General features: G+C 67.2%; 15 protein-coding genes. 5 read left to right on the forward strand and 10 right to left on the reverse strand.

From position 1 onward, the window contains the following. Nucleotides 1-13: 13 nt before the first annotated feature. On the reverse strand, nt 14-4,252 hold the full coding sequence (locus tag OG371_RS03950; protein ID WP_329065625.1) for a DNA/RNA non-specific endonuclease: 4,239 nt from the start codon (nt 4,250-4,252) through the stop codon (nt 14-16). 144 nt (nt 4,253-4,396) lie between these two features. Beyond that, a complete protein-coding gene (locus OG371_RS03955) occupies nt 4,397-5,263 on the reverse strand; it encodes a hypothetical protein (RefSeq protein WP_329065626.1) in 867 nt (288 codons plus the stop codon). Nucleotides 5,264-5,701: 438 nt separating this feature from the next. On the opposite strand from OG371_RS03955, the gene OG371_RS03960 reads away from it, so the two are divergent. Both OG371_RS03960 and OG371_RS03965 read left to right on the forward strand, forming a co-directional pair. Beyond that, nucleotides 5,702-8,851, forward strand: coding sequence for an RICIN domain-containing protein (locus OG371_RS03960; RefSeq protein ID WP_329065628.1), 3,150 nt, complete (start codon nt 5,702-5,704; stop codon nt 8,849-8,851). Between the two features lie 238 nt (nt 8,852-9,089). Next, on the forward strand, nt 9,090-9,716 hold the full coding sequence (locus OG371_RS03965) for a hypothetical protein (RefSeq protein WP_329065630.1): 627 nt from the start codon (nt 9,090-9,092) through the stop codon (nt 9,714-9,716). A gap of 326 nt (nt 9,717-10,042) precedes the next feature. On the opposite strand, the gene OG371_RS03970 is transcribed toward OG371_RS03965, so the two are convergent. From OG371_RS03970 to OG371_RS03980, 3 genes are all read right to left on the reverse strand, one after another. Beyond that, the gene (locus tag OG371_RS03970; RefSeq protein ID WP_329065632.1) at nt 10,043-10,585 is read right to left on the reverse strand and encodes a hypothetical protein; all 543 of its coding nucleotides are present in this window, start codon (nt 10,583-10,585) and stop codon (nt 10,043-10,045) included. 469 nt (nt 10,586-11,054) lie between these two features. After that, nucleotides 11,055-11,324 carry a hypothetical protein gene (locus OG371_RS03975; protein WP_329065634.1) on the reverse strand — a complete coding sequence of 90 codons (270 nt, stop codon included), beginning with the start codon at nt 11,322-11,324 and terminating at the stop codon, nt 11,055-11,057. A gap of 180 nt (nt 11,325-11,504) precedes the next feature. Next, the gene (locus OG371_RS03980) at nt 11,505-12,503 is read right to left on the reverse strand and encodes a hypothetical protein (RefSeq protein ID WP_329065636.1); all 999 of its coding nucleotides are present in this window, start codon (nt 12,501-12,503) and stop codon (nt 11,505-11,507) included. A 245-nt stretch (nt 12,504-12,748) separates the two neighbouring features. On the opposite strand from OG371_RS03980, the gene OG371_RS03985 reads away from it, so the two are divergent. Then, nucleotides 12,749-15,166 (forward strand): hypothetical protein, encoded by a 2,418-nt coding sequence (locus OG371_RS03985; RefSeq protein WP_329065638.1) that lies wholly within the window; start codon nt 12,749-12,751, stop codon nt 15,164-15,166. A gap of 649 nt (nt 15,167-15,815) precedes the next feature. Here the strand turns inward: OG371_RS03985 and OG371_RS03990 are convergent. Both OG371_RS03990 and OG371_RS03995 read right to left on the reverse strand, forming a co-directional pair. After that, nucleotides 15,816-16,280, reverse strand: coding sequence for a DUF4411 family protein (locus OG371_RS03990; protein ID WP_329065640.1), 465 nt, complete (start codon nt 16,278-16,280; stop codon nt 15,816-15,818). Nucleotides 16,281-16,284: 4 nt separating this feature from the next. Next, nucleotides 16,285-17,475 (reverse strand): XRE family transcriptional regulator, encoded by a 1,191-nt coding sequence (locus OG371_RS03995; protein ID WP_329065643.1) that lies wholly within the window; start codon nt 17,473-17,475, stop codon nt 16,285-16,287. Nucleotides 17,476-17,627: 152 nt separating this feature from the next. Between OG371_RS03995 and OG371_RS04000 the strand changes: the two genes are divergently transcribed. Both OG371_RS04000 and OG371_RS04005 read left to right on the forward strand, forming a co-directional pair. Beyond that, the gene (locus OG371_RS04000) at nt 17,628-17,915 is read left to right on the forward strand and encodes a transposase (RefSeq protein ID WP_329057890.1); all 288 of its coding nucleotides are present in this window, start codon (nt 17,628-17,630) and stop codon (nt 17,913-17,915) included. Then, nucleotides 17,912-18,796: an IS3 family transposase gene (locus OG371_RS04005; RefSeq protein WP_329057889.1), complete on the forward strand. Its 885-nt coding sequence runs from the start codon at nt 17,912-17,914 to the stop codon at nt 18,794-18,796. The genes OG371_RS04000 and OG371_RS04005 overlap by 4 nt, the downstream gene beginning before the upstream one ends. A 30-nt stretch (nt 18,797-18,826) precedes the next feature. Here OG371_RS04005 and OG371_RS04010 read toward each other — a convergent pair whose 3' ends face one another. The 3 genes from OG371_RS04010 to OG371_RS04020 all read right to left on the reverse strand — a co-directional run bounded on the left by OG371_RS04010 (nt 18,827) and on the right by OG371_RS04020 (nt 20,693). After that, a complete protein-coding gene (locus OG371_RS04010) occupies nt 18,827-19,564 on the reverse strand; it encodes a hypothetical protein (RefSeq protein WP_329065645.1) in 738 nt (245 codons plus the stop codon). A 270-nt stretch (nt 19,565-19,834) separates the two neighbouring features. After that, nucleotides 19,835-20,008, reverse strand: coding sequence for a hypothetical protein (locus tag OG371_RS04015; protein ID WP_329065647.1), 174 nt, complete (start codon nt 20,006-20,008; stop codon nt 19,835-19,837). A 4-nt stretch (nt 20,009-20,012) separates the two neighbouring features. Next, on the reverse strand, nt 20,013-20,693 hold the full coding sequence (locus OG371_RS04020) for an endonuclease V (RefSeq protein WP_329065649.1): 681 nt from the start codon (nt 20,691-20,693) through the stop codon (nt 20,013-20,015). Between the last annotated feature and the right edge of the window lie 11 nt (nt 20,694-20,704).

The raw sequence follows: 20,704 nt of genomic DNA on the forward strand, positions 1-20,704 counted from the left end.
GCTGGTGACGCTATCAGTAGCAGCCGGCTTGGGTAACTTGTCCGCCACCGTCGACGTTTTTGATGGTGGCGTGGCAGAAGTAGCCGTTGTTGCCGACGGCGTCAATGAAAATCCACTGCGGTGCCCAGGCGGTGTTGCTGGGGTATTGCACCCAAACCTTGTAGACGATCTCCGGGTTCGTAGGAAGCGCCCGAGCGGTGGCGCTTTCGATCTTCTTGACGTCGGGGTTGTTGACCTTGATGTACTGGTTGACGATGTTGATCAACGAGCCTGAGCCGCTGAACCGGTTCGGGATCAGATGGCCACGCTGCATGGTGTTTCCGTCGAACCCAGCGGGTGTAGCACGGTAGGTTCCTCCCTTCACGCTCTTGGTGACACAGGTGATGCCGCCGCGTGCGCGTTGCGCCGGGTCGCCGAGGTAGGTGAAAGGTTCGAGCGGGTCGTTGTGGGGGTCATCGGGTTTCATGGTGCCGTTGGCGCAGTCGTCTACCATCTTCTTGTCTTTGGTGGGGTCGAGCCGGAGCCCGGGTGCGGGGTCGACCTGGGGGATGGGTTTCTTGAGTTCGTCTTCTTTGTCGATGACGGTGCAGGGGGCGGTCCCGGCGGTGGTGGCTGCGGTGAGGCTGCGGCATTTGAGCAGGTCGCGGACGAGGTTGCGGAGGTTGGTGGTGATGCGTCGGGCTGCGACGACGGCGTCTTTGAAGGTGCGGATGCCTTTGACGATGCGGACGGTGGCGGAGACGGCGTCGGGGATTTTGGAGAGGACGGAGACGAATTTGAACAGTGGGAGGGCGTTGACGACGGTCATGATGCAGGCGATGAAGTCGCCTTCGGTGAAGCATTTCTTGGCGTCGGTGTAGCCGATGAGGTCGAGCAGGACCTGGCCGCCCTGGTCGGTGATGAAGGCCATCAGGCCGGCGTTTGCCTTGGCGCGGTTGGCGTTGTAGTCGTCGACGCCCTGCTGGCCCTTCTGATTGCGGAGGGTCGTTTCCTCTTCCGCGGTCAGGGCGGGGACGTCGCTGTCGTCGTTGATCGCCTCCTCAGCGGCTTTGCGCTGTTCCTCTTCTTCGGCTTTGCGCAGCTCGTCCTGCAGCTGGGCGAGTTCGGCTTGGATCTGCTTGCCGTCTGCGGCCGCGTTTTTGGCGCGGGTTTCGGCGTCGCGGGCGTAGTTTTCGGCGTTGGTGGCTGCGTCGTAGGCGTCGTTGGCGTGCTGCTGGGCGCGGTCGGCGGCGTCGCGGGCCGCGGCGGCGTCCTTGGCGGCTTGGTCGGCTGCGCGTTGCGCGGCGGCGGCGTCCTGTTCGGCGCGGGTGGCCGCGGCGGAGGCTTCGTTGGCTGCGCGGGTGGCGTTGTCCGCGGCTTGGCGGGCAGCGCGGGCGTCGGCGGCGGCCTGGTCGGCAGACAGCCCGGCCAGTGCGGCGTCGGCGGCGGCCTGGTCCGCGGCGGCGCGGGCGGCGCGGGCGTCGGTTTGGGCTTGGGTGTCGAGGGTGTTCGCGTCCGCGGCGGCTTGGCGGGCGCCGGCGGCTTCCTTGGCCGCGTCGGCCGCGGAAAGCTGAGCGTCGGCGGCGGACTTGGCCGCGGCGGCCGCCGAACTGGCGGCGTCGGCGGCGGCTTGGTAGGCCGGGGCGACCTCGCCGGAGGCGTTCTTCGCCGCTTCGGCCGCCGCGCGGGCTTGGGCGGTGGCGTCGGTCGCTGCCTTTTGGGCGGCGTCGACCTGGCTGGTGCCGGTGTCCTTCGCCCGGTTGGCGACGATCACCGCGAAGTCGGCGTCGATGTCGGTGTCGGCGAACGGTGTGGCGGTCCCGATCGCGGTGTCGGCGGGGTTGGCGATCCCGGACGCGGACTGCACCGCCCCGGCCGCAGCCCGGGTGGCGATGCCGGCCTGGGTGGCGGCGGTCGCGGCTTCCACGGCGGAGGCGTTGGCCTCGTCCTGGGTCCGTTGCGCCGCCTCCAACGCCTGCGCGGACTTGACCGCGGTCTGTTGTGCCAGGTCGGCGGCGTTGCGGGCGTTCTGCGCGGCCTGGGCTTCGGCGGCGGTGGCGTCCGCAGCAGCGGCCTGCGCGCGCAGCGCGTCCTGATGGACGAGCGCGGCCTCGGACTCGGCCCGGACCGCGTCCTGGTTCGCGCGCGCAGCGGCGGCCTGGGCTTCGTCGGCGGCAGTGCGGGCCTGTTCGGCGGCAGCCTGGGCACCGTCGGCGGCGGCGCGGGCCTGGGAAGCGGCCGCCTGGGCACGGTTGGCGGCGGCGCGGGAGTTGCTCGCCGCGGAGTTGGCCTGGATCGCGGAGGTGCGGGCGTTGGCCGCGGCCGTGCCGGCCACGTCGGCGTCCGTGCGGGCCTGGCTTGCAGCCGTGGCGGCCTGGTCGGCGTCCGCGCGGGCCTGGTGCGCGGCAGCCCAGGCACGGTCCTTGTCGCCCTGGGCGACCTCGGCCATGCCTTGGGCTTTCTGCGCGAGTGCTTCCAGGACCTGGGCCTTGCGGGCGAGGGTGTCCGCGGACTTCGTCACCTCGGCGGCGCGGTCGCGGGCGTCGTTGGCCTGGGATTCCTGGGTGCGGGCGTCGTTGTCGGCGTCGAAGGCGATCTGCTCCTGGTGCCGGGCGTCTTTGCTCCGGTCGGCGGCGATCTGTTCCTGCTGCTCGGCGTCGCCGCGGCGCTGGGACGCGATCGTGGCCTGCGCGTCGGCGTCCCGGCGTTTCTGGCCGGCGATGTTCGCCTGCTGCACGGCGATGTCACGTTGCCGCGCGGCCTCCTGTGCTTTGGCTTCGGCCTCGGTGCGTTTGGCGGCGGCCTGCTGGCGCCAGGTTTCGGCTTCCTGGCGTTTGGCTGCGGCGGTGTCGCGCTCGCGTTCGGCCGCGGCGCGGGCGTCCTTGACGTTCTGGGCGTGCTGCTGCGCGTCGTGTAGCGCGGCGACCGCATCGGTGTGGGACTGCTTCGCGCGCAGCGCCGCATCAGCCGCGGCGGCGGCTTGATCGGCGGCGGCCTGGGCCAGCTGCTGGGCGGCCGCGGCGTTGGCTTCGGCGTTGGCGCGCCACTGCCGGGCGTTTTCCTCGTGTGCCTTGGCTTTTTCGGTGGCGTCGGTCGCGGCGGCGTCCGCGGCGATCGCGTCGATGGCGTGCGAGGCGGTGTCGCTGGCCTGTTTCGCCGCGGTCGCCGAGGCACCCATGGACTGCACGACCTTGGCCCACTCGGCGCCGTGCGGCATCCCGTTCTGCACCAGCAGGTTGGCCTGCGCGACCGCCGCACCCGCGGCGGCCTGCGCGGCCTGGGCGTCGGTGGCGGCGTTGGCGACGTGGCGGGCGACGTCGTCCTTGGCCCGCTGATACAGCTCCGCGTGGTAGGTGTGCCCGGCCTGGTCCGCGGCCAACGTCTTGGCGGTGTCGCGGGACACGTTCGCGGCCATGGTCATGTCGTCGGCGGCGCGCTCGAGCGCCCGCACAGCGTCGGCGTGGGCGGCCAGCAGGTTCCGGCGCGCGGTCATCGCGCGTGCGGTGCGCTGCGCCAGATCCGAGGCGGCTTCGGCTTCCTTGCGCTGGCGTTCCAGGTCCTGCAGGTGTTTCTCTCGCGCGTCGGCGTCCCGCTGCGCAGCTTCCAGGTAGCCGGTGGCCAGGAACTGCTCGATCGCCGCATCGCCCTGCGCCAGTGCGGCTTTCGCGGCGGCGGACACTTCGGGTTCGCCACGGTCGGCGACCATCTGCACGTGCGCCCGCCGGCGATCCTTGAGTTCCTGGTCGTAGGCGTTGTTTTTGCGGTCCTGCTCGGCGGCGATGTCGCGTTCGTAGGCCAGGAAGTTCTCCCGCGCCCGGGCATCGCCTTTCAGCGCCCGGTCCACGGCGGCGTTGAACGCTGGCCCACCTTGCCCGGCCAGCGGCTCGATCTGTGCCCGGTTGGCCGCGTCCGCGTCGGCTTTCCGCTTCGCCGCCTGGGCTTTGGCGTCCTGCTGCCCGTGGGCGAAGAACGCGTCGATCGCGCCGGTGTCCCCGGCGTCGGTGCGGCGCAGCGTGTCCCGCGCCGCCTCCCGCACCTCCTCGTCCTCGTCCTTGCCCGCGATGTCGGAGATCAGGTCCCGCTGCAACTGCTTGAGCAGCGCCGCGTCGTCCGGATCTTCAGCCGGAGCAGCCGCATGGGCGTTGTCCGCCGCGGCAGGCTGTTTCGCCTCCGCCTGCCACTGCCCCGCCGCCGCACGGGGTGCGGACTCGGCGACGGCGGTCGCGCCTTCCCCGGCAGCGCCCGCCAGCAGCGCGGCGGTCACGGCGACCACGATTCCCTGACGCCATACCGGTCTGAGCAGGGTCGCTCGTCTCGGGTTCCGGAACAGTCTGCTCACAACAAACGCACCCCATCAGGTCGGAAAGCGCACGACGAAGAACACGGCGAAAGCCGTTGCAGGTCAGGGAAATCGGGGTCAGGCCGGGTCGGTCATCCGGTCGGAGCCGGCCTGGGCCTGGGCCGCGACGTCGGTCCAGTGCTGGGTCTGGCCGGTGGCGAAGGTGTCCTCGCCGGTCCAGGCGGTGTGGTTCTTCTCGGCCGAGGCGGTGATCGTGGTCCAGATCGGGTCGGTCTGGCCGCGGTAGCGGTCGGCGACCGTCTGCCAGTACCGGGCCTGCTCTGCACACAGCCGCTGCTCGTCCTCCCACGCCTGCCGGGCCGCGTCCGCCTTGTCCTTGCTCGTGGCCCACGCCCGCGCGGCTACCGCACGGGCCTGCTCGGCCGCGGCACCACTGGCGGCCAGCGCTTCCCGCTCGGCCTCCTGCGCGTCGGCGATCAGGCCGGGGATCAGCGCGAGGTAGCTCATCCCGGCTTCCTGGCTGCGCTGACGGAAGAACTCCACGTCCAACTCCGCCGCGGCCATCCAGTCGGTCGCGTAGAACTCGCGGATGTCGGCGTCCGTGCTGCCCTGACGCAGCGCGTGCTGCGCGGCCAGCCGCACCTGCTCCCCCGGATCACTCGACGCGAGCAGCGCGACGAAGTCGCGGTCGGCCTGCGCGATCACCTGCCGATGCTGCTCGTCAGCCTCGCGGGCCTGCGTGTCGCGCGCTTTCGCGTCGGCGAACCCGGTGCGGGCGAACCACTCCCGGTCCGCGTCACTGCCCTTCAGTACCCGGTCCGCGGCGGCGTGCACCAGCGGCGAGTACGCCGCGCTGTAAGAGGCCAGGACCCGCTGCGCGAAATCCCGGTTCCGGGCAGTGCTCTGCTCGGCCCGGCCGCGGGCCTCGGCGAACCCGGTCAGCACGAACGCCTTCAACGCCGACTCACCATCGGCCGAACGCATCGCATTCCATGCCGCCACTCGGACTAATGCCTCCGAGTGATACAGCGCAACCTGCCGCACCATCGGATACCAGACCGAATCCTCAATACCCGACACACGCATCGCAGACATTCGAGAACTGCCGACAGGATCGGCTACGGAATCCGTAACACCTGTCGTGACCAGCAGGGTTGCCACCGCTACACCAGTGACAAGAGCGCGCGAAACCACCCCAGTCCCCCTTTACATCCCCTAGACCGTGGGCTCACACAAGCTTGGTCAGATTGTCAGTAAAACCCCCACAAACGCCACCATAGTGACGACGGTCACACCTTGTAACGCGCCTTTGAGTGCCACCGATAAGCCGTTCGGTAAAGTTCCGATTACCTGCGCGACGTCCACCTTTCTCGGACGTCGAGCATTCTCATTTCCGCGCGCCTCGGGGCGCGCTTTTCTGCTATGCGCTGTTCTCTGAGCAGGGGGATACTGTTGAGACGCTCGAATCACTTTTCCGCGCTACCGGAGGAATGGCCGCGCCGGCTCGTAGCGCGCGCCGCGGCCGCCTTCCTCATCACCGGCATCGTCGGGACCGCGGCACCGGGCCTCGCGGCCGCAGCTCCGAGCACCGCCGCCGGGACCAGCGCGGCCACGGGGCAGCCGGCCGCGCGACGGGCGGATGCCGGTGACCGGGACTTCCGGCTGGCCGTCGGAGGGGATATGACCCCGGCGCCCGCCCGGCCCGCAACGCCGGCGGCGCAGTCCTCGGACGTGGACAAGGGCAACGCGGCCGCGCTGCTCGGCATCGTTGCCGGCCCGGAGCTGCTGATCCTGTCCGACCGTGACTTCGTCTCGGCGATGTACCGCGCGGCCGACGACCTGGACAAGGCGCGTCCGCTCGAGCCCGAGCACCAGACCGTGCGGGAACGCGCGATCGACGCAATCATCGCCGGCGACGACGCAGCCACCGCCTACATCAAGACCGGCATGGCCGCCGCCAACATCGCCGACCAGAAGATCGTCACCGACCGGCGCGAGCAGCAACGCATCGAGCGCGAGGCCAAGGTCCGGGCCGCAGCGCAGATCAGCGCGACCGTCACCGACACCGACCTCGCGAAGTCGGTCTACGACTTCATCGTCCTGCTCGACCTCAAGGCCGACGACCACAAGGACACCGCCGTCAAGACGGCCGCGCGCGCGGCACTGCAGGGCAATGCGGACGACCAATGGCGTTTCCTCACCGACGGCATCATCGCCGAGCACGCCAAGGACACCCAGCGGCTCGTCGACGAGGACACCAGCCGCACCGAAGCCGAGAAGGCCGAAGCCAAAGCCCGCGAGGCGCGGGTCACCGCGGCCTACTACGCACTGGGCCTCAGCATCACCGCAGACGACCCCCTCGCGAAGCTGCCCGACCAGAACTTCCTGCGCGAAGTCCTCAAACGAGCCCCGAAAGACACCGAGGTCTACACCGCTGCCTACGAAGCGCTACTCAGCTCCGCCCCGGCCGACTGGAAAGCCTACGTCGACACCGGCGCCCAAGCCGCGTGGCAGCGCGACTTCGACAAGGACATGAAGAAGCACGACGACGAGAACATCAAGGCCATCACCGAGATCCGCACCCGTGCCGCCAAGAGCGCTGTCCACCCCGACCTTGTCGCCGCGGCCGACGCCGCGCTCGCCGGCACTCCGCTCGACCGGGCTCGTTTCGTCGCGACCGGCCAGAGCCAGCATCAGAACCAGACCATCCGCACCGTCGGGTGGTTCACCGGCGACGACTCCTACATCACCGACGCCGGCACCAGCGCCAAGCTGGTCACCTGGACCCAAGGCAGCCACCCGGAGATGACGTGGAAGGTCGGCGCCGGGCTCAGCGACCCGAGCTGCTTCTCCTTCGAATCCACCACCCACCCCAACTCCTACCTCCGCTGGCGCCCACCCACGGACGGCAACCGCGCCTACGCCGACATCGCACCTACCGACGGCACCGACAGATTCCGGCAAGAAGCGACCTGGTGCGTCAAACCCCTCAGCGGGGAGAATCTCGACGTGGAGATCCACCCGATCGGCGCGCCGAATGCCTACCTCTTCCTTCCGGGCGCCCGCGATCCCAATCCCGACCCTGTCTATGCCCAGGTCTGGCACTTCGACACGCCGCAGGCACCGACGCCATTCGACCGGCGCTACAACGCGGACAAGAACCTGCAGACCCGGCTGGGCAAGCCGACCGGCGACCCGGTCCTCACTGCCGACAACACCGGCTACCGCATCTACGAGAAGGGCCGCCTCTACCTGACCTACGACGAGAACAAACGGCCAGTCGTCGCAGACGTCTACAACGGACCGGCGCTCGACAAGCTCATCTCCTTCTTCGGCGATTCGCTGCTGCAGCAACACATCCGCGGTCAGTTTGACGATGAGGATGAACCCGGTGGACAGATCATTGCCGTGCTCAGGCCAGCGGACGGGCTTGATCTCCAGATCCTCTGGACCGCCCAGACCGGCGCCCACGAGATCCACGGTCAGATCTCCATCACCTGGAACCAAAAAACGCATTTCGAGGTCGGCTATCCGACCACCGACACGATCTCGTCGCCCACTGGCGGTGCGGTCTACAACCGCTTCGCACGCGGCTCGATCTACTGGAAGCCCGGTATCGGCACCCGCGTGGTGTCCGGCGAGATCCACAAGAAGTACGCGTCGCTGAACTACGAGAGCGGCCCGCTCGGCAACCCCGTCACCGAAGCCACCCCCTTCGGCACTAACGGCGGCCTCGTCCAGCGGTTCGACGGCGGTTCGATCTACTACACCCCCGCAGGTGGCGCCACCGTCGTCTACGGCGACATCGCCCGCAAGTACGCGGAATTCGGCAACGAGACCGGCAGCCTCGGCTCCCCCGTCTCCGACACCACCACCGCCAGCGACGGCAAAGGCCAGTACGTCACCTTCAGCAACGGTGCCGCGATCTACTGGTCACCCGCCACCGGCGCCCACGCGGTCTACGGCAACATCCTGATCAAGTGGAACCAGCTCGGTGCCGAGAAATCCTTCCTCGGCTACCCGACCAGCGACGAACTCCCGCTGCCCAAGGGCCGGCGCACCACCTTCACCGGCGGCCGCATCGACTGGAGCAGTGAAGGCGGCGCCACCGTCGCCTACTCCACCATTCCCGTCACCGCGAGGGCCGTCGAGTTCAAGGGAGTCCAATCCGGACGCTGCATCCAGATCGCCGGCGTCGGCAACGACGCCCTCGCCGACTTCGCCGGCGCCGAGCTGTGGGACTGCGGCGCCACCGCACCCAAACAGATCTGGGACGTCGTCGACCTCGGCAGCAACAAGTACGCCTTCAAGAACCGCAACTCCGGAAAATGCCTCGACCTGTACGACGCCGGTGCGGGCAACGGAGCAAACATCGCCCAATACAGCTGCCACTACGGCGCCGCCCAGCAATGGGAAATCACCACCGCCCCCGGCAGCGCCATAGCCCTCCGCAACATCGCCTCCGGCAAAGTCATCGAAGCCGCCAACAGCCAAACCGGAAACGCCACACTGGTCCAGCAATGGATGGACCTCGTCCACCCCAACCAACAATGGACCATCATCCCCGTCTAGCACCGCGACACCACGAGAGCCGGGCACCGCCGACACATTCGGCGACGCCCGGCTCTCGCCATCCGAATCACCAGCGCGACGGACTCAACCCAGCAACCCGCCAAGCACGACAACCTATCCAAATTTGTGCAAACCGGGAATGCAAAACACCTCCCGATCCTCTAGAAAGAACCTGGTGCGTACCTGCATGATTTCTTGCAGGCTGGCGCAGAGGAACTCGGAGTGCAGGAGGGATGCTATGGGACAGTCAGGCCAGGTATCAGTCTGGGTCCCCATCGCCGTTGGCATGATCGGTCTAATTGGCGTGATCGTCGGTCAACTCATTAATGCCCGACGAGAGGATCGACGGTGGAAGCGTGATCAGCAACGTGAGGACGTTCGGTGGAAACGTCAGCGCGAAATTGAGCTACTGCGACTCACCCAGGAGAGTCGAGCCCATTGGCGCGATATCAGGTTGCAAACTTATGGAAAGCTGCTCCAAATCGTAAATCGGATCGTACAGCTCTCACGCGAGGCTGTGTATGCGCCAAAGACCGAGGTGGAAGCCCAAGCCGTATTCGATGAATACAATCAAAAAAAGGACGAATTCCTGAGCGCAGCACTCGAAGCGGTCATAATGACGGAATCATCCAGGCTTGGTAGTCACATCGGCGAATACATGAACCATCTTGGTATATTCTTCCCCATTGTACGAATGCGGAAGGTACTCGCCGAAGGAAAAACTTTCCACTTCGATGATGACGAGCGAAAACGTGCGTCAGACGTACATAGGAGAAACCTTAACTATTTTCTTAGATTGCGCGATCTAATCAAGGAAGAACTGGGCGTAGTCGTGAAGGGTGCCGAAATTTCCAGCGAGGGTTAGTCCAGCACTGGACACAATGTCGTGCGCGTACTTACCGCCGCAAGTCGGACATAGTTCCGACTTGCTGCACACATCAGTCCCGCCGCGGCCAAGGCCTCCGTGCCATACGCCGTCGGCGCCACCGCCACGAACCCCGACCAGGCAGATCCAGTCGATCCTCACCACCCACGGGCTCTTTGCTCACCCAGCGAATCTACCCCGCTCCGCGCCGCGGACAGTGAATCACACGGACCGGCGCGCACAGCCGACGCGAGCACCGTGCAGCGCCGGTCGCTATGGACGAGTCGCGGTTCCCGCGGCGGAATCAGGGCGTCCTCGCCCGGTTGTCAGCCGATGCCGAGGACAGATTCGGCGGTGGTCCAGTCCGTCAACAGGGCGCGCTGGGCGGCGGAGAGGGTGGCCTTCTTCGCGCAGACGGCCTTCTTCACTGCGTTCTCGACGGAGTCCTTGCTGCGGGAGTTCTCGTTGCCGGCATGTGGTTCGGGCCAGAGGTTCTTCGGGTCCCGCGGCGCGCCGCCGACTTCGAGCGGGAGGAAATGGTCTTCCTCGTAGTCGCTCATGTTCGTGTCGGTGTACCCATAGTCGGCGATGCCCTGCTTCTTCAACGCATTGGTGTAGGACGTGGGCGGGCGGACCGTGGCGGTCCAGCCGGACACGCAGATCGTCGACCCGATCGTGGCTTGGGTGACGTCCGGGTTCGTGGCGCCCGGGGTGCAGGCCGGGTCCGGCAGCGGCAGGTAGGACTGAGAACAACTCGCCGCCGGCGCCGCCACACCTGTGATGGTGGTGGCCTCCGCGGCCGGCATCACCAGGCACAGCGAACCGGCCACCAGGACGGCAGGCACCGCAAACCGTGAAAGTCGAGACATCGAATGCTCCCTCCCCGGGAAATCGGTGCCCACAGCGTCCGGCACAAGCGGAGCAAACGCCACCGAACTTCGCAGGAAGCCGTGAAGAATTTACCTACAGCTCAACCAGACTGACCTCAAAGCGTGCAATCAGGAAGGAATCGTCGCGACGACGCGGCACGGGCCACCGCAGCCCGAGCCGGCAGAGGTCGCCGGCTTCGCCTTCGGACGACACAGCCCCGTGCTGGATGCAGATCGGCGGGTCCTACATGAAGACGACGAGGCGCCGACACCGTCACCGCCTCCGGGGTTGAACGATGGCGTACGAACGCGACGGCGCGGCAACCGGCGAGACCACGCTGCGGCCGGCTCGCGACACGACTGGGACAATGTTCGAGGTCTACGAGTTCGCATTGCTCGTGACTGATCGAATGGGCGCCTCTTCGGCAGCGCGTCGGTCACCGGAGCGCAGGCGGGACTGCGCGTCGTTCTAGTGGCCGTGGCCTCGTCCGTCGTCTCGGTCTTGCCGCAGTCGGCTCATCCACCGGTACATGTGGACGGGCACGTAGTGCTCCACCACCGTCTGCCACTGCCGGTCCGCCGAGAGCAGTTGGTACTTCACCAGGCCGAGCCGTCCGCCGTTCGCCCACGACACCTCGGCCACCAGCATCCCGGCGGCTTCGTAGCTGGTCTGAATACCGCCTGGCGTCGACTTGTGCAGGTGGTGTGGCGGGACGGGGAACAACCTGGGCACGTTCACCCAGACAGGCCGCGGCGGATCAATCCGCCGCCAACCAGACGGCCCCGATGATGTCGAACACATGTTCGACATCATCGCTGGACGAGTGGTGGTTCGCAACAGCGAGAGCGGTGCCGCAGCAGGTCACACAGACACAGGGTAGCTAACTAGCTACGACTGGCGCGTCCTTGCTGACCGCGGTCAGCAGGTATGCGGACCGGGCTTGTGGCCGACGATCAACCAGTGCTCGCCGTTAGCTTCCACCATGTACCTAACGGTGAAGATGCCCAGGGCCGGCCCGCCGGTGATCCCGTCCGCGCAGGAATCGATGGTGACGATGTCACCGACCTGCTCCTGGCCGGTTCCGCTGTGCGGCTGAAGGGATTCGTAGTAGCTGTTGAGATTGGTGACTTGACGGCCCAGGCCGATGGCAGCAGCGCGGCAGTCCAGGTAGCCGGTGTCGGCGGCGAACTGGCGTTGCGCTTGATCGGACATCACGGCGCAGGCACGGTCCGCCGACTGGTCCTGGGGCTGGGACTGGGGGTCGTGGGCCTCCTCGATTCCTTTGTATACGTAACGCACGGCCTCGGTGGGCGTCAAAGGGAGCACAGTCCACCGGTCGTCACCCGAGCCGCTGGGCGTTGCCGTCTTGCTCATGTCCAGCGTCGTGATGCCCGGCGCGGTCGCTCCCGCGGCTTCGCACGGAGTGCCGCTCCCGAGGTGGGCGCCGAGGAACCCGGCGCCGGTGAGCAGCGCGATCAGGGCCACTCCGCCGAAAGCGAGTCCGCCGGTGCCGACGCGCAGGGTGTGCTTGGAGTTGTCGACGTCGCCGCCAGCGACGATGCTGCGGCGGACCGTGCCGCCGGAGACCTCGACGTGCGTTCCGGTCCACCGGTGCGCCGAGACACCCGCCGCGGCCGGGACCAGACCGGCGAGCTGCTGCGCGAACCCTGAGTCACCAGTGGCGATGTCCTGCAGGACCGCAGCCACCATATGCTGACGCTCCGGGAGCTGCGGCTCCTCCCGCAGCTTCTCCAGCGCCATCGCGCCGGAGGCGGTGCCGCGCAGCCGCGGCTCAATCAGCCCGTAGAGCCGTTCGGCCGCACCGTCCTTGACCTTGTCCGCGACCTTCCCGGCGATCGCCGCCAGATACCCACCGGCCGCCGCGGCGGCCTGTGCTGCCAAATCAGCGATGTCCACGCAGTCCTCCCCGAATGCAGCGTTCACTTGAACACGACGGGTGACCTTACGCCTGTGACGCCAGTACGGACTCGGTGTTTGGCAGGCCAGCGGCGGTGATCGCTTGCCCCCCGAACGCGCTTTTCGACGCTTTGCGCGCGATTCCGCGGACGCGGGGCCGGATGTGATTGGCTGACCGTGTGACCGACCACCACCCGGCCTTGACGTACTCGATGATCAAACGGGGCCTCCGGCCGGCACGGACGGTGATCGTCTTCGACGGCGGTGACGCCTGGACATACTGGGCGCGCCGCGCGCTCTTCCTGGCGAACCAGGTCTGGGGAGGTACGGGGTTCGCGCTCGTCCCGCACCGCGCAGGCGTGGTCGATCCCGTCCTGCTGCGTGCCTGCCGTGCCTACGACCCCGACTACGTAGTCACCTTCGGACGCACGATCGCCGAGATCGACCACTTCCATCCCGGGGAACCCGGGGCTCAGGACGTCCGCGGCGCCCTGCTCACCGAAGCTGTTCACGCCGCCGCGAGGTCTGAAGGGTCCCCGAGTCTGGGACGTCCCAGCGCGGAGGACAGGCAGGCCCGCGACGTGGTTTCGAGTGCCTGCGCGCCGTATCAACTCGTAGGCAGCGGAGGACCGCTCGACGACATCTCCAGCCTCGTCTGCCCGTCGCCCGAGTTTCCCGCGGCCCTCGACGTCCCCGGCGCCTACCGCGGCCATGTCCTTCACTGCCCACCCTCGTGGGGAGGCCTGCTCGGGGTGGCGGTCGCGTCCCGGGCCGGTGTGGTCGACCCACCAGACCTCGCAGCTGCCGAACCGCCAGAGAACGCGGAGCCGTGGAAGCTGATCCGCTGGCTGCTCGATCAGGCTCCCGGCAGTCTCCCACGCAACCTGCTGTGGTTCCCGAACAACATCAGCACCGGCGTGCTCGCCGAGCAGTCCCCGTACGCGTTCGACCGAACGACAACCGGCGTCGGCCAGGTCGCCAGCCCATGGGGCGGCGACAAACCAGACACAGCCATCCTGGGCGACACCGCCGAGGACTTCGCGCTCGCGCGGCTGCGTCACCTGACCTATGGCCGCACGATCTGGCTGCCCAGCATCCTCGGCACCGAAGACATCACGCTCACCTTCCCGATCGTGTCCAAGCTGTACGGCCTGAAACACCGACCACGTGGGTGGAAATCCGGAGACCTGACCCTCACCTCGGTCTCCCGTCCGCGCGAAGAGCTGGTGGACTTCTGCGGACGGCTCGTGGCCAGCACCGCGGCCACCCTTCGCGCCGATTCCGTGCCCGCAGACGGAGCGCAGGCTGTTCCAGCCGCGGAGCTGAGCTGGCCAGGAACCGGTTTCACCTATCTGGCCGTCAACGAGCAGTTCGACGACATCCTGCCCGTTCCCACCGTCACCGACGAGACCGGCACCACCGAGATGATGGCTCCCCTGGCCGCACCGGTACTGAACAACCCGGCGCTCGCCGCGCATCACGGTTTGTCCTGGCACGTCGACATCACCTGGCCCGACCACCACGTCATCCGCGGTCGCCGCGTCGACGGGAGCCAGCTGTTCGGCGCCAAAACCAGCGAGTGGCTCACGCTGGCACGCAGCAGCCGCAACGGGATCTCCCACCGCGCCGACCGCCTCGACTCGGTACCCGCCGGGATCCAAGCCGACAATCAGCTCGCCCGCCCAACCTTGCGGAATCTCAGCCTCGCCACCTACCTCGACGCGAAAACCAACGAACGCGACATGATCACCCGCATCAGCGACGCTGGACAGCGCACCGCCCAGCTGACCCGCATGCTCGGCGGCCGCTCCCAATTCATCGCCCTGTTCGGCGGTCCGCTGCTCCCAGCGCTCCGCGACCTACTCCCGGCCAATTCGTCCACCTCGGACGCCTATCCGGCCGGCGACGGCGTCGCCCTGCACGCCGGCGAGGGCGTGCTCAGCTTCCCCGGCATCGTCGACCGCACCGGCAAGCTGTCCGACCAGGAGATCCGCGCCGAACTCGACCGAGCCCTGCGCGCACGGGTCCTGCGCCGCGGGCTGGTGCTGCGCTGCCAGTCCTGCCAGAGCAGACAGTTCCTGGTCGTCGACAAACTCGGCCAGACCTGGCCCTGCGAACGCTGCGACAGCGCAAACGATTTCGACCACACCACCTGGCACCACTCCACACTCGAGCCGACCTGGTTCTACGGCCTGCACCCGTTGGCGCAGCACCTGCTGCACGACCACGGCGACGTCCCCGCACTGCTGGCGGCCCATCTGTCCGGACCCGAGCGCGGGCGCCCGGTGAAGTACCAGGACGTCCCGGAACTGGAGTTCTTGAAAGACAATGAAGCGCAGGTCGAGGTCGACCTGATCGCCTACCGCGAGGACACCCTCATCGTCGCCGAATGCAAACACAGCGACGACCTGGGCGGAAAGGTGAAAGCCGCCCGGCGCACGGAGATCGACAAGAAGTGCCAGGCCGCCGCCTGGATCCAAGCCGACCAACTCGTGTTCGCGACCACCGCCCCGGCATGGAAGCCCGGCGCCGTAGGAGCGATCCGCGCTGCCGTACGCGAATTCAAGGACTGGCCGGTCTGCACCACGCCTGTCGTACGGCTCATCACGGGCCTCGGAGCGACCCGCCCACCCCAGGATGAAGTCCTCACATTCAATACATGACGCGAAGCGCAACCCAGTGGGCGCTTTCGGAACTCCCCGCGCGAGGCCCGCTCAGGCCCCGCGGGCGGGCTCGGAGTGGCTGGTGATTTGCAAGCGGGCCGACGTCGCCGGTGATCTGCAGCAGCCCGATGCCGAGGCACGATTGCTGGTGCAGGCCCGAGCATGGCTCGATGTGTCACGTCGGTAGGCTGACGGCCAGGCGGCGATCTTCTTGCGCGGCAACGGGATCAGCCGCTCGCGCCGCAGACTGTCCGGCGACCGTCAACCCGGCTGCCCTTCCCGCCCGAGGCCACACAGCTTCCACTGTACGAAACGCCGTGGACGCTACTGGTCACGGCGGGGTACAACGACGAGGAACTTGCAATATAAACGATGGCCGCAGAATCGATCGCGGAGACGCCGCGAGAGTGTCGTTCGTCGACGGCTTCGACGGAGCGGATGACGCGGTAAACCAGCCGTTTCGGCGGTCGAACTCCTCGCAAAGTCGGCTCGGCGAACGACCAACCAGCCGAGAAGGGCGCCAGCCCCAACCGGGTAAGTCCGAGTCATGACCAACTGCACGCCACAAGCTGCCCACTCCGAACTCTCGCAAGACGATTGCATTGGCTGTGGAGCCACAGGCGATCAACACACGAGCCCAATAGGGCGACTAGAACCGCCACCCTTGGCGGGTAACGAATCCGACCAAGTTCAGCCACGGCACGCCGAGCGCGTTGCAAACGTCGGGAATACGAGGCTTGTCCAGCCGGCCGCTAAGCGTTTCTTCGGTGACGACGATGCCTAACCGGGCGATCGCTAGGCCGATCACGAACGGGTCGGCGCCGTTGCGGCCACCACCGATGCCCATGAGCTTGGGGTGAGAATGTAGGACTTGCGACGTGGCCTGCTGGATGTCGGTCTCAAGCGGGACAAAGAGACCGCTTCGTTGCCTGGCCCATGCACAAGCGTCATCATCGCGCTTGCCGAGTTCGTCCCGAACAATGTCGACAGCACGAACAGTTCCGTTGTCGACCATGGTTTCGATGTTGGCCCACAGAGTGCTGAACACAGTTGGGGGCAGCAGGTCGCGCCTGCCGTTCAGGATCGAGCTGGTGTCGAAGGAATACAAGGCCATACTCCTACACCGCTTCCCGCACGGCGGCTGACTCCGCGAGCCGGTCGATCTGACCAACCTTGACGTTGAGGTAGCTGGCCGCGGTGTAGCTGTCGATGATCCGCCGACGGTGAGCGTCCGCCACTCGTCGGACGTAACCCTTGCCGAGGTCTCGGACGGTGTTGCGGTACCAATCGCCGCCAGAGACCCGCGTCCGGGCCTCCTCATCCTCGTAAGCTCGCAGGAACTCGACGCGACGCACCTGGTAGAAGGCGGCGGTCACCCTGCCGAGCGTAAGGAGCCTGCGGAGAAACGCCTCGGCGCTAACGCCGAATGGCGCTGCAGCGCCGCGGAGCGACTCGTAACTCCAGCTCTCCCGCTGGTTAACGCGTGCGACGACCTCGGGCCGATTGAGCACCTCACGGGCAGGCATCAGAATGGCGGCAGCGAGTGCATTACAGCGGGCCTCGAGTTGACGTTCGGGAGTCGTGGCTCGGAGATCCGTCGTTGTGTCGCACAGTCCGTTGGTGTGCAACAACAGGTGGGCGTACTCATGCAGCAGGGAGAACAGCCGACCACGGGCACTGTCGGCTCCGTTGACCATAATCACCGGAAGATGATCGAAGTACAGCGAGAACGCGCGCATCTCCTGCGGCGAGACCTGCCCGCGTGAGGTCGCCATCACCAGAACCCCGGCCCGTTCGAGCGCGGCGACCCACGTGTTGAGGTGGTCATACGGCGTGCTCGCGTTTGCCAGCCGAAGGGGCGACAGTTCCAGCAGTGTGCGCCGCGCCAACGCAGCGAATGCCTCGTCGTCTCCAGGAGAGGACAGACGCCAGTCCGACGATGGCTCATCATCATCCAGCTCGAAGAGTTCGAGCGCGTTGTCCCGCTGCGCATGCGCTCGGCGGTACTCGGTGTGCAGCTCGGGCGTCCACTCCCCGGTGGCTGCGCCTTCGTGACGCCGGAAGTCACGGAGAGTGTCGAAGCCGGCGGGAGGCGCGGCGAGGAAGAACACCCCAAGAGCTCGGTTGTATGCCGTCGCCGCCTTACGGAGCTGGGCAATCGTGGGCTGTGTGTCCCCAGACTCCCACTGTGCCACACGGTCATCAGGCACGCCGATCTTACGAGCCGCGCCCACCTCGGTCAGTCCAATGGACTCGCGAGCCCACCGCAGGACGGCGGGCTCAACGAGCGCGGGGATCGATGTGGCCACACCCCATCTTGTCGCACCGGCCCGACACCGGCCAGATGCCGCGCCGCCACCCTTCCGTGCCATGCGCGACAACTTCAGAGAGGTCAGGCTGAGGTTCCCCCTTCGGGCCGGACACTCTGAGCCCAGACAGTGGTCTGGGGAAGGATGTCCTGGTGCCACGTCCGTCGAAGTATCCCGAGCAGTTCCGCAAGGACGCAGTCGAGTTGGTCCGCAACTCTGATCGTCCGCTGCGCCAGGTCGCCCGCGACCTGGGCGTGAACCACGAGACCCTGCGCAACTGGGTCAAGACCGCCGAGAAGCAGGCCGGGCAACCGTCCGCTGTGTCGGGCGCCGATCAGGACGAGCTGCGGACACTGCGTAAGCGGGTGGCGGAACTGGAGGTGGAGAAGGAGATTCTGCGGAAAGCGGCCGCCTATTTCGCGAAGGAGATGGGTCGTTGACCTGCAGCTACCGGTTCATCTCCGAACACCGCGCCAGCTTCGCTGTCGCACTGCTGTGCCGGGTCCTGGGTGTCCGCCGCCCCGGGTTCTACGAATGGATCGCAGCCGCCCCTGTCAGGGCCGCGCACGCCGCGACCGAGGAGGAACTGGCCACCGAGATCGCCGAGGTCCACACCGAGCACCGTGGGCGCTACGGCTGCCCGCGGGTCACCGTCGAACTGCGCCGCCGGGGCCGGGTGGTCAACCACAAACGCGTTGAACGGATCATGCGCCAGCGCCGGATCGTCGGGCTGACCCGCCGGCGCCGCCGGTCCCTGACCAAGCAGGACACGACCGCCGCACCGGCACCAGACCTGATCAGCCGGGACTTCACCGCCGACGCTCCCGGCGAGCGGTTCGTCGGCGACATCACCTACCTGCCCACCCAGGAAGGATGGTTGTATCTGGCGACCGTGCTGGACCTGCATACCCGGGAAGCGGCCGGTCACGCGATGGCTGAGCACATGCGTGCCGAGTTGGTATGCGATGCGGTCGATCTCGCCGTGGGACGTGGTCTGACCAGTGCTGATGCGATCTTCCACTCCGATCGTGGTTCCCAGTACACCTCCTCGACCTTCCGCGCCGCACTCACGGCGGCGGGTATGCGGCCGTCGATGGGGCGGGTCGGGTCGTGCTACGACAACGCCGTCGCCGAGTCGTTCTTCGCGACCCTCAAAACCGAGATCGGGACCCAGGTCTGGGCCACCCGCGACGACGCCCGCCGGGCAGTGTTCGCCTACCTCAGCTACTACAACCACGACCGTCTACATTCGACACTCGGATACCGAACACCCCACGAAACCCGCATCAGCTATCGTCAACCTATCGCCCTCGCGGCATAAAACCCCGGTGTCCGGATCCCGGGGGGAACCTCAGGCCACCTCTAGCGCTGGGTTGGTCGCGCCGACCGGAGCTTTCTCCGGACGAACCACGGCTACCAGAGCCCGCGACGTCCTCGCGCCGACCCGGAGTTGCTTCCGAAGTGTCTCCGCGGAGATCGGGCGCTGGTGGCGTCGCCAGTGTTCGGCATCCGCGCGCCGAGCCCGCTCCACAAGTTCCTCGTCGAGATCAGCGATCCGGCGGGGCACCACTCCCACCTGTTCATCACGCCGCAGCGTCGTCGTGTACCCCGCTGCCCGTTCTGTGCCGTCATCCTTCGGCTCTGCCGGCGACGAGGTGGGCAGCTGCGCTGATCCGAGATCGATGTTTGCGGCACTCAGCGCACGAAGCAGGCCGGGGCCAGCCTCGGCCCAACCGATCAGCAAGAGCGGGCCGACCGCGTCAAACGCGGCCTTACCCCATTGACCAGCACATACCGGGTCAGCAACGTTCAGCAGCAGGGTCACCACGCTCGCCGCCAGCAGCAGGCGTCGCGCCGGCCGCAGCACGTCCTCACTGGCCCCGGACAGGGCCAAGTGTCGCGTACCGACGAGCAACCCCAGCACCGTCAGGTCGACAGCAGGCGCCACCAGCGGCGCTACGAACACGGGGACCTGCAGCTTCAACGCCAAGTTCAACACGTTGCCGAACCCAAAGAGGAAGGTGAGCCCGATGACCAGCCCCATCGTGACCGTGACAAACCGAGCAACTGTCTGTGAGTTGGCGTTCATGACGGGCTCCCACCCGAACCCGGAAGCTCGAAGCTCGCCTCGACCACCAACGTGCCGATGAAGAGTCCCTGGTCAGCCCCGTTCCCATCCTTTGGTAGTCCTGCCGAGGATTCGAACCTGCGACGCAGCTCGTGGTGCCCCGACCCTCTGAAGGTGGCGAACGGGGCGAGGCCCCGTCCACTGGCCACCGATTGGCTGTTAGACGCGGGCGGCGATGATCTCGTCGTGGGTCAGGGCATGGGTCGCGGGGCCGCCATCGCCGCCATGGTCTCAGGGGTACAGCGGGTGGTGCCGCTTGCCGGGACGGTACGGCTGGCGGTACGGCTCGTGGGGATCCACCGATCTGGCGTAGCGGCTGGGCCCGCGGACGATCATGTCGTCGTTGACCCAGGACGTGTACGGGCGCCACGCCTGCGAATACCCCGGCGAACGCGATGACGACATCCGGTCAGGGTTGTGCCTCCGCCAGCACCCGTCGGCACAGCGAGTCCGCGCGCCGCGTCGTCTCCGGAAGGCGATAGCTCGTCGCCAGCGCCAGAGTCGCATCGCTCGCCTTCGCCAAACCGATCCGGTGACCTACTGACACGAAGACCGGCTTGACACCCGACCGGGTACGCAGTGCGCGGCCAACCACTTCCTCCCCGTCCAGCAGCGGCGACCAATCGCCTCGCTCCGGGCCAGGCTGGTCGTACGCGAAAACGAACGGCGTCTTGGCGACCCCGACCGTTCGCAGACCGGTCAGAACCCCGAGATGGCTGGCCAGGCCGAGGCGACGTGGATGCGCCAGCCCGTAACCGTCACACAGCACGAGATCCGGGACGTGACGCAACGCCGCCAAGGCGTCCAAGACCGGCGGAAGTTCCCGGAACGCGAGCAAACCGGGCACATACGGAAAGCTGACCGAGCCCACCACAGTCGACTCCTCAACCGTCACCAGCGAGGTGAAGTCGACCAGCACCGCCGCCGCGACGACCAAGTCCCGCGCATCATCGTAGGCAACATCGACACCGGCCACCAAAGCACCGTCGCCGGCCCCCGGACCATCCGGATCGACCAGAACACGCAAACGCTCCTGCTCGGCAAGAGCCTCCGCCTCGGTGGCAGGCCAGTCGTCAGCAGGTACGAACACAATTCCTCGTT

Origin of the sequence: Amycolatopsis sp. NBC_01480, from assembly GCF_036227205.1 — a bacterium.
GTDB lineage: Bacteria > Actinomycetota > Actinomycetes > Mycobacteriales > Pseudonocardiaceae > Amycolatopsis.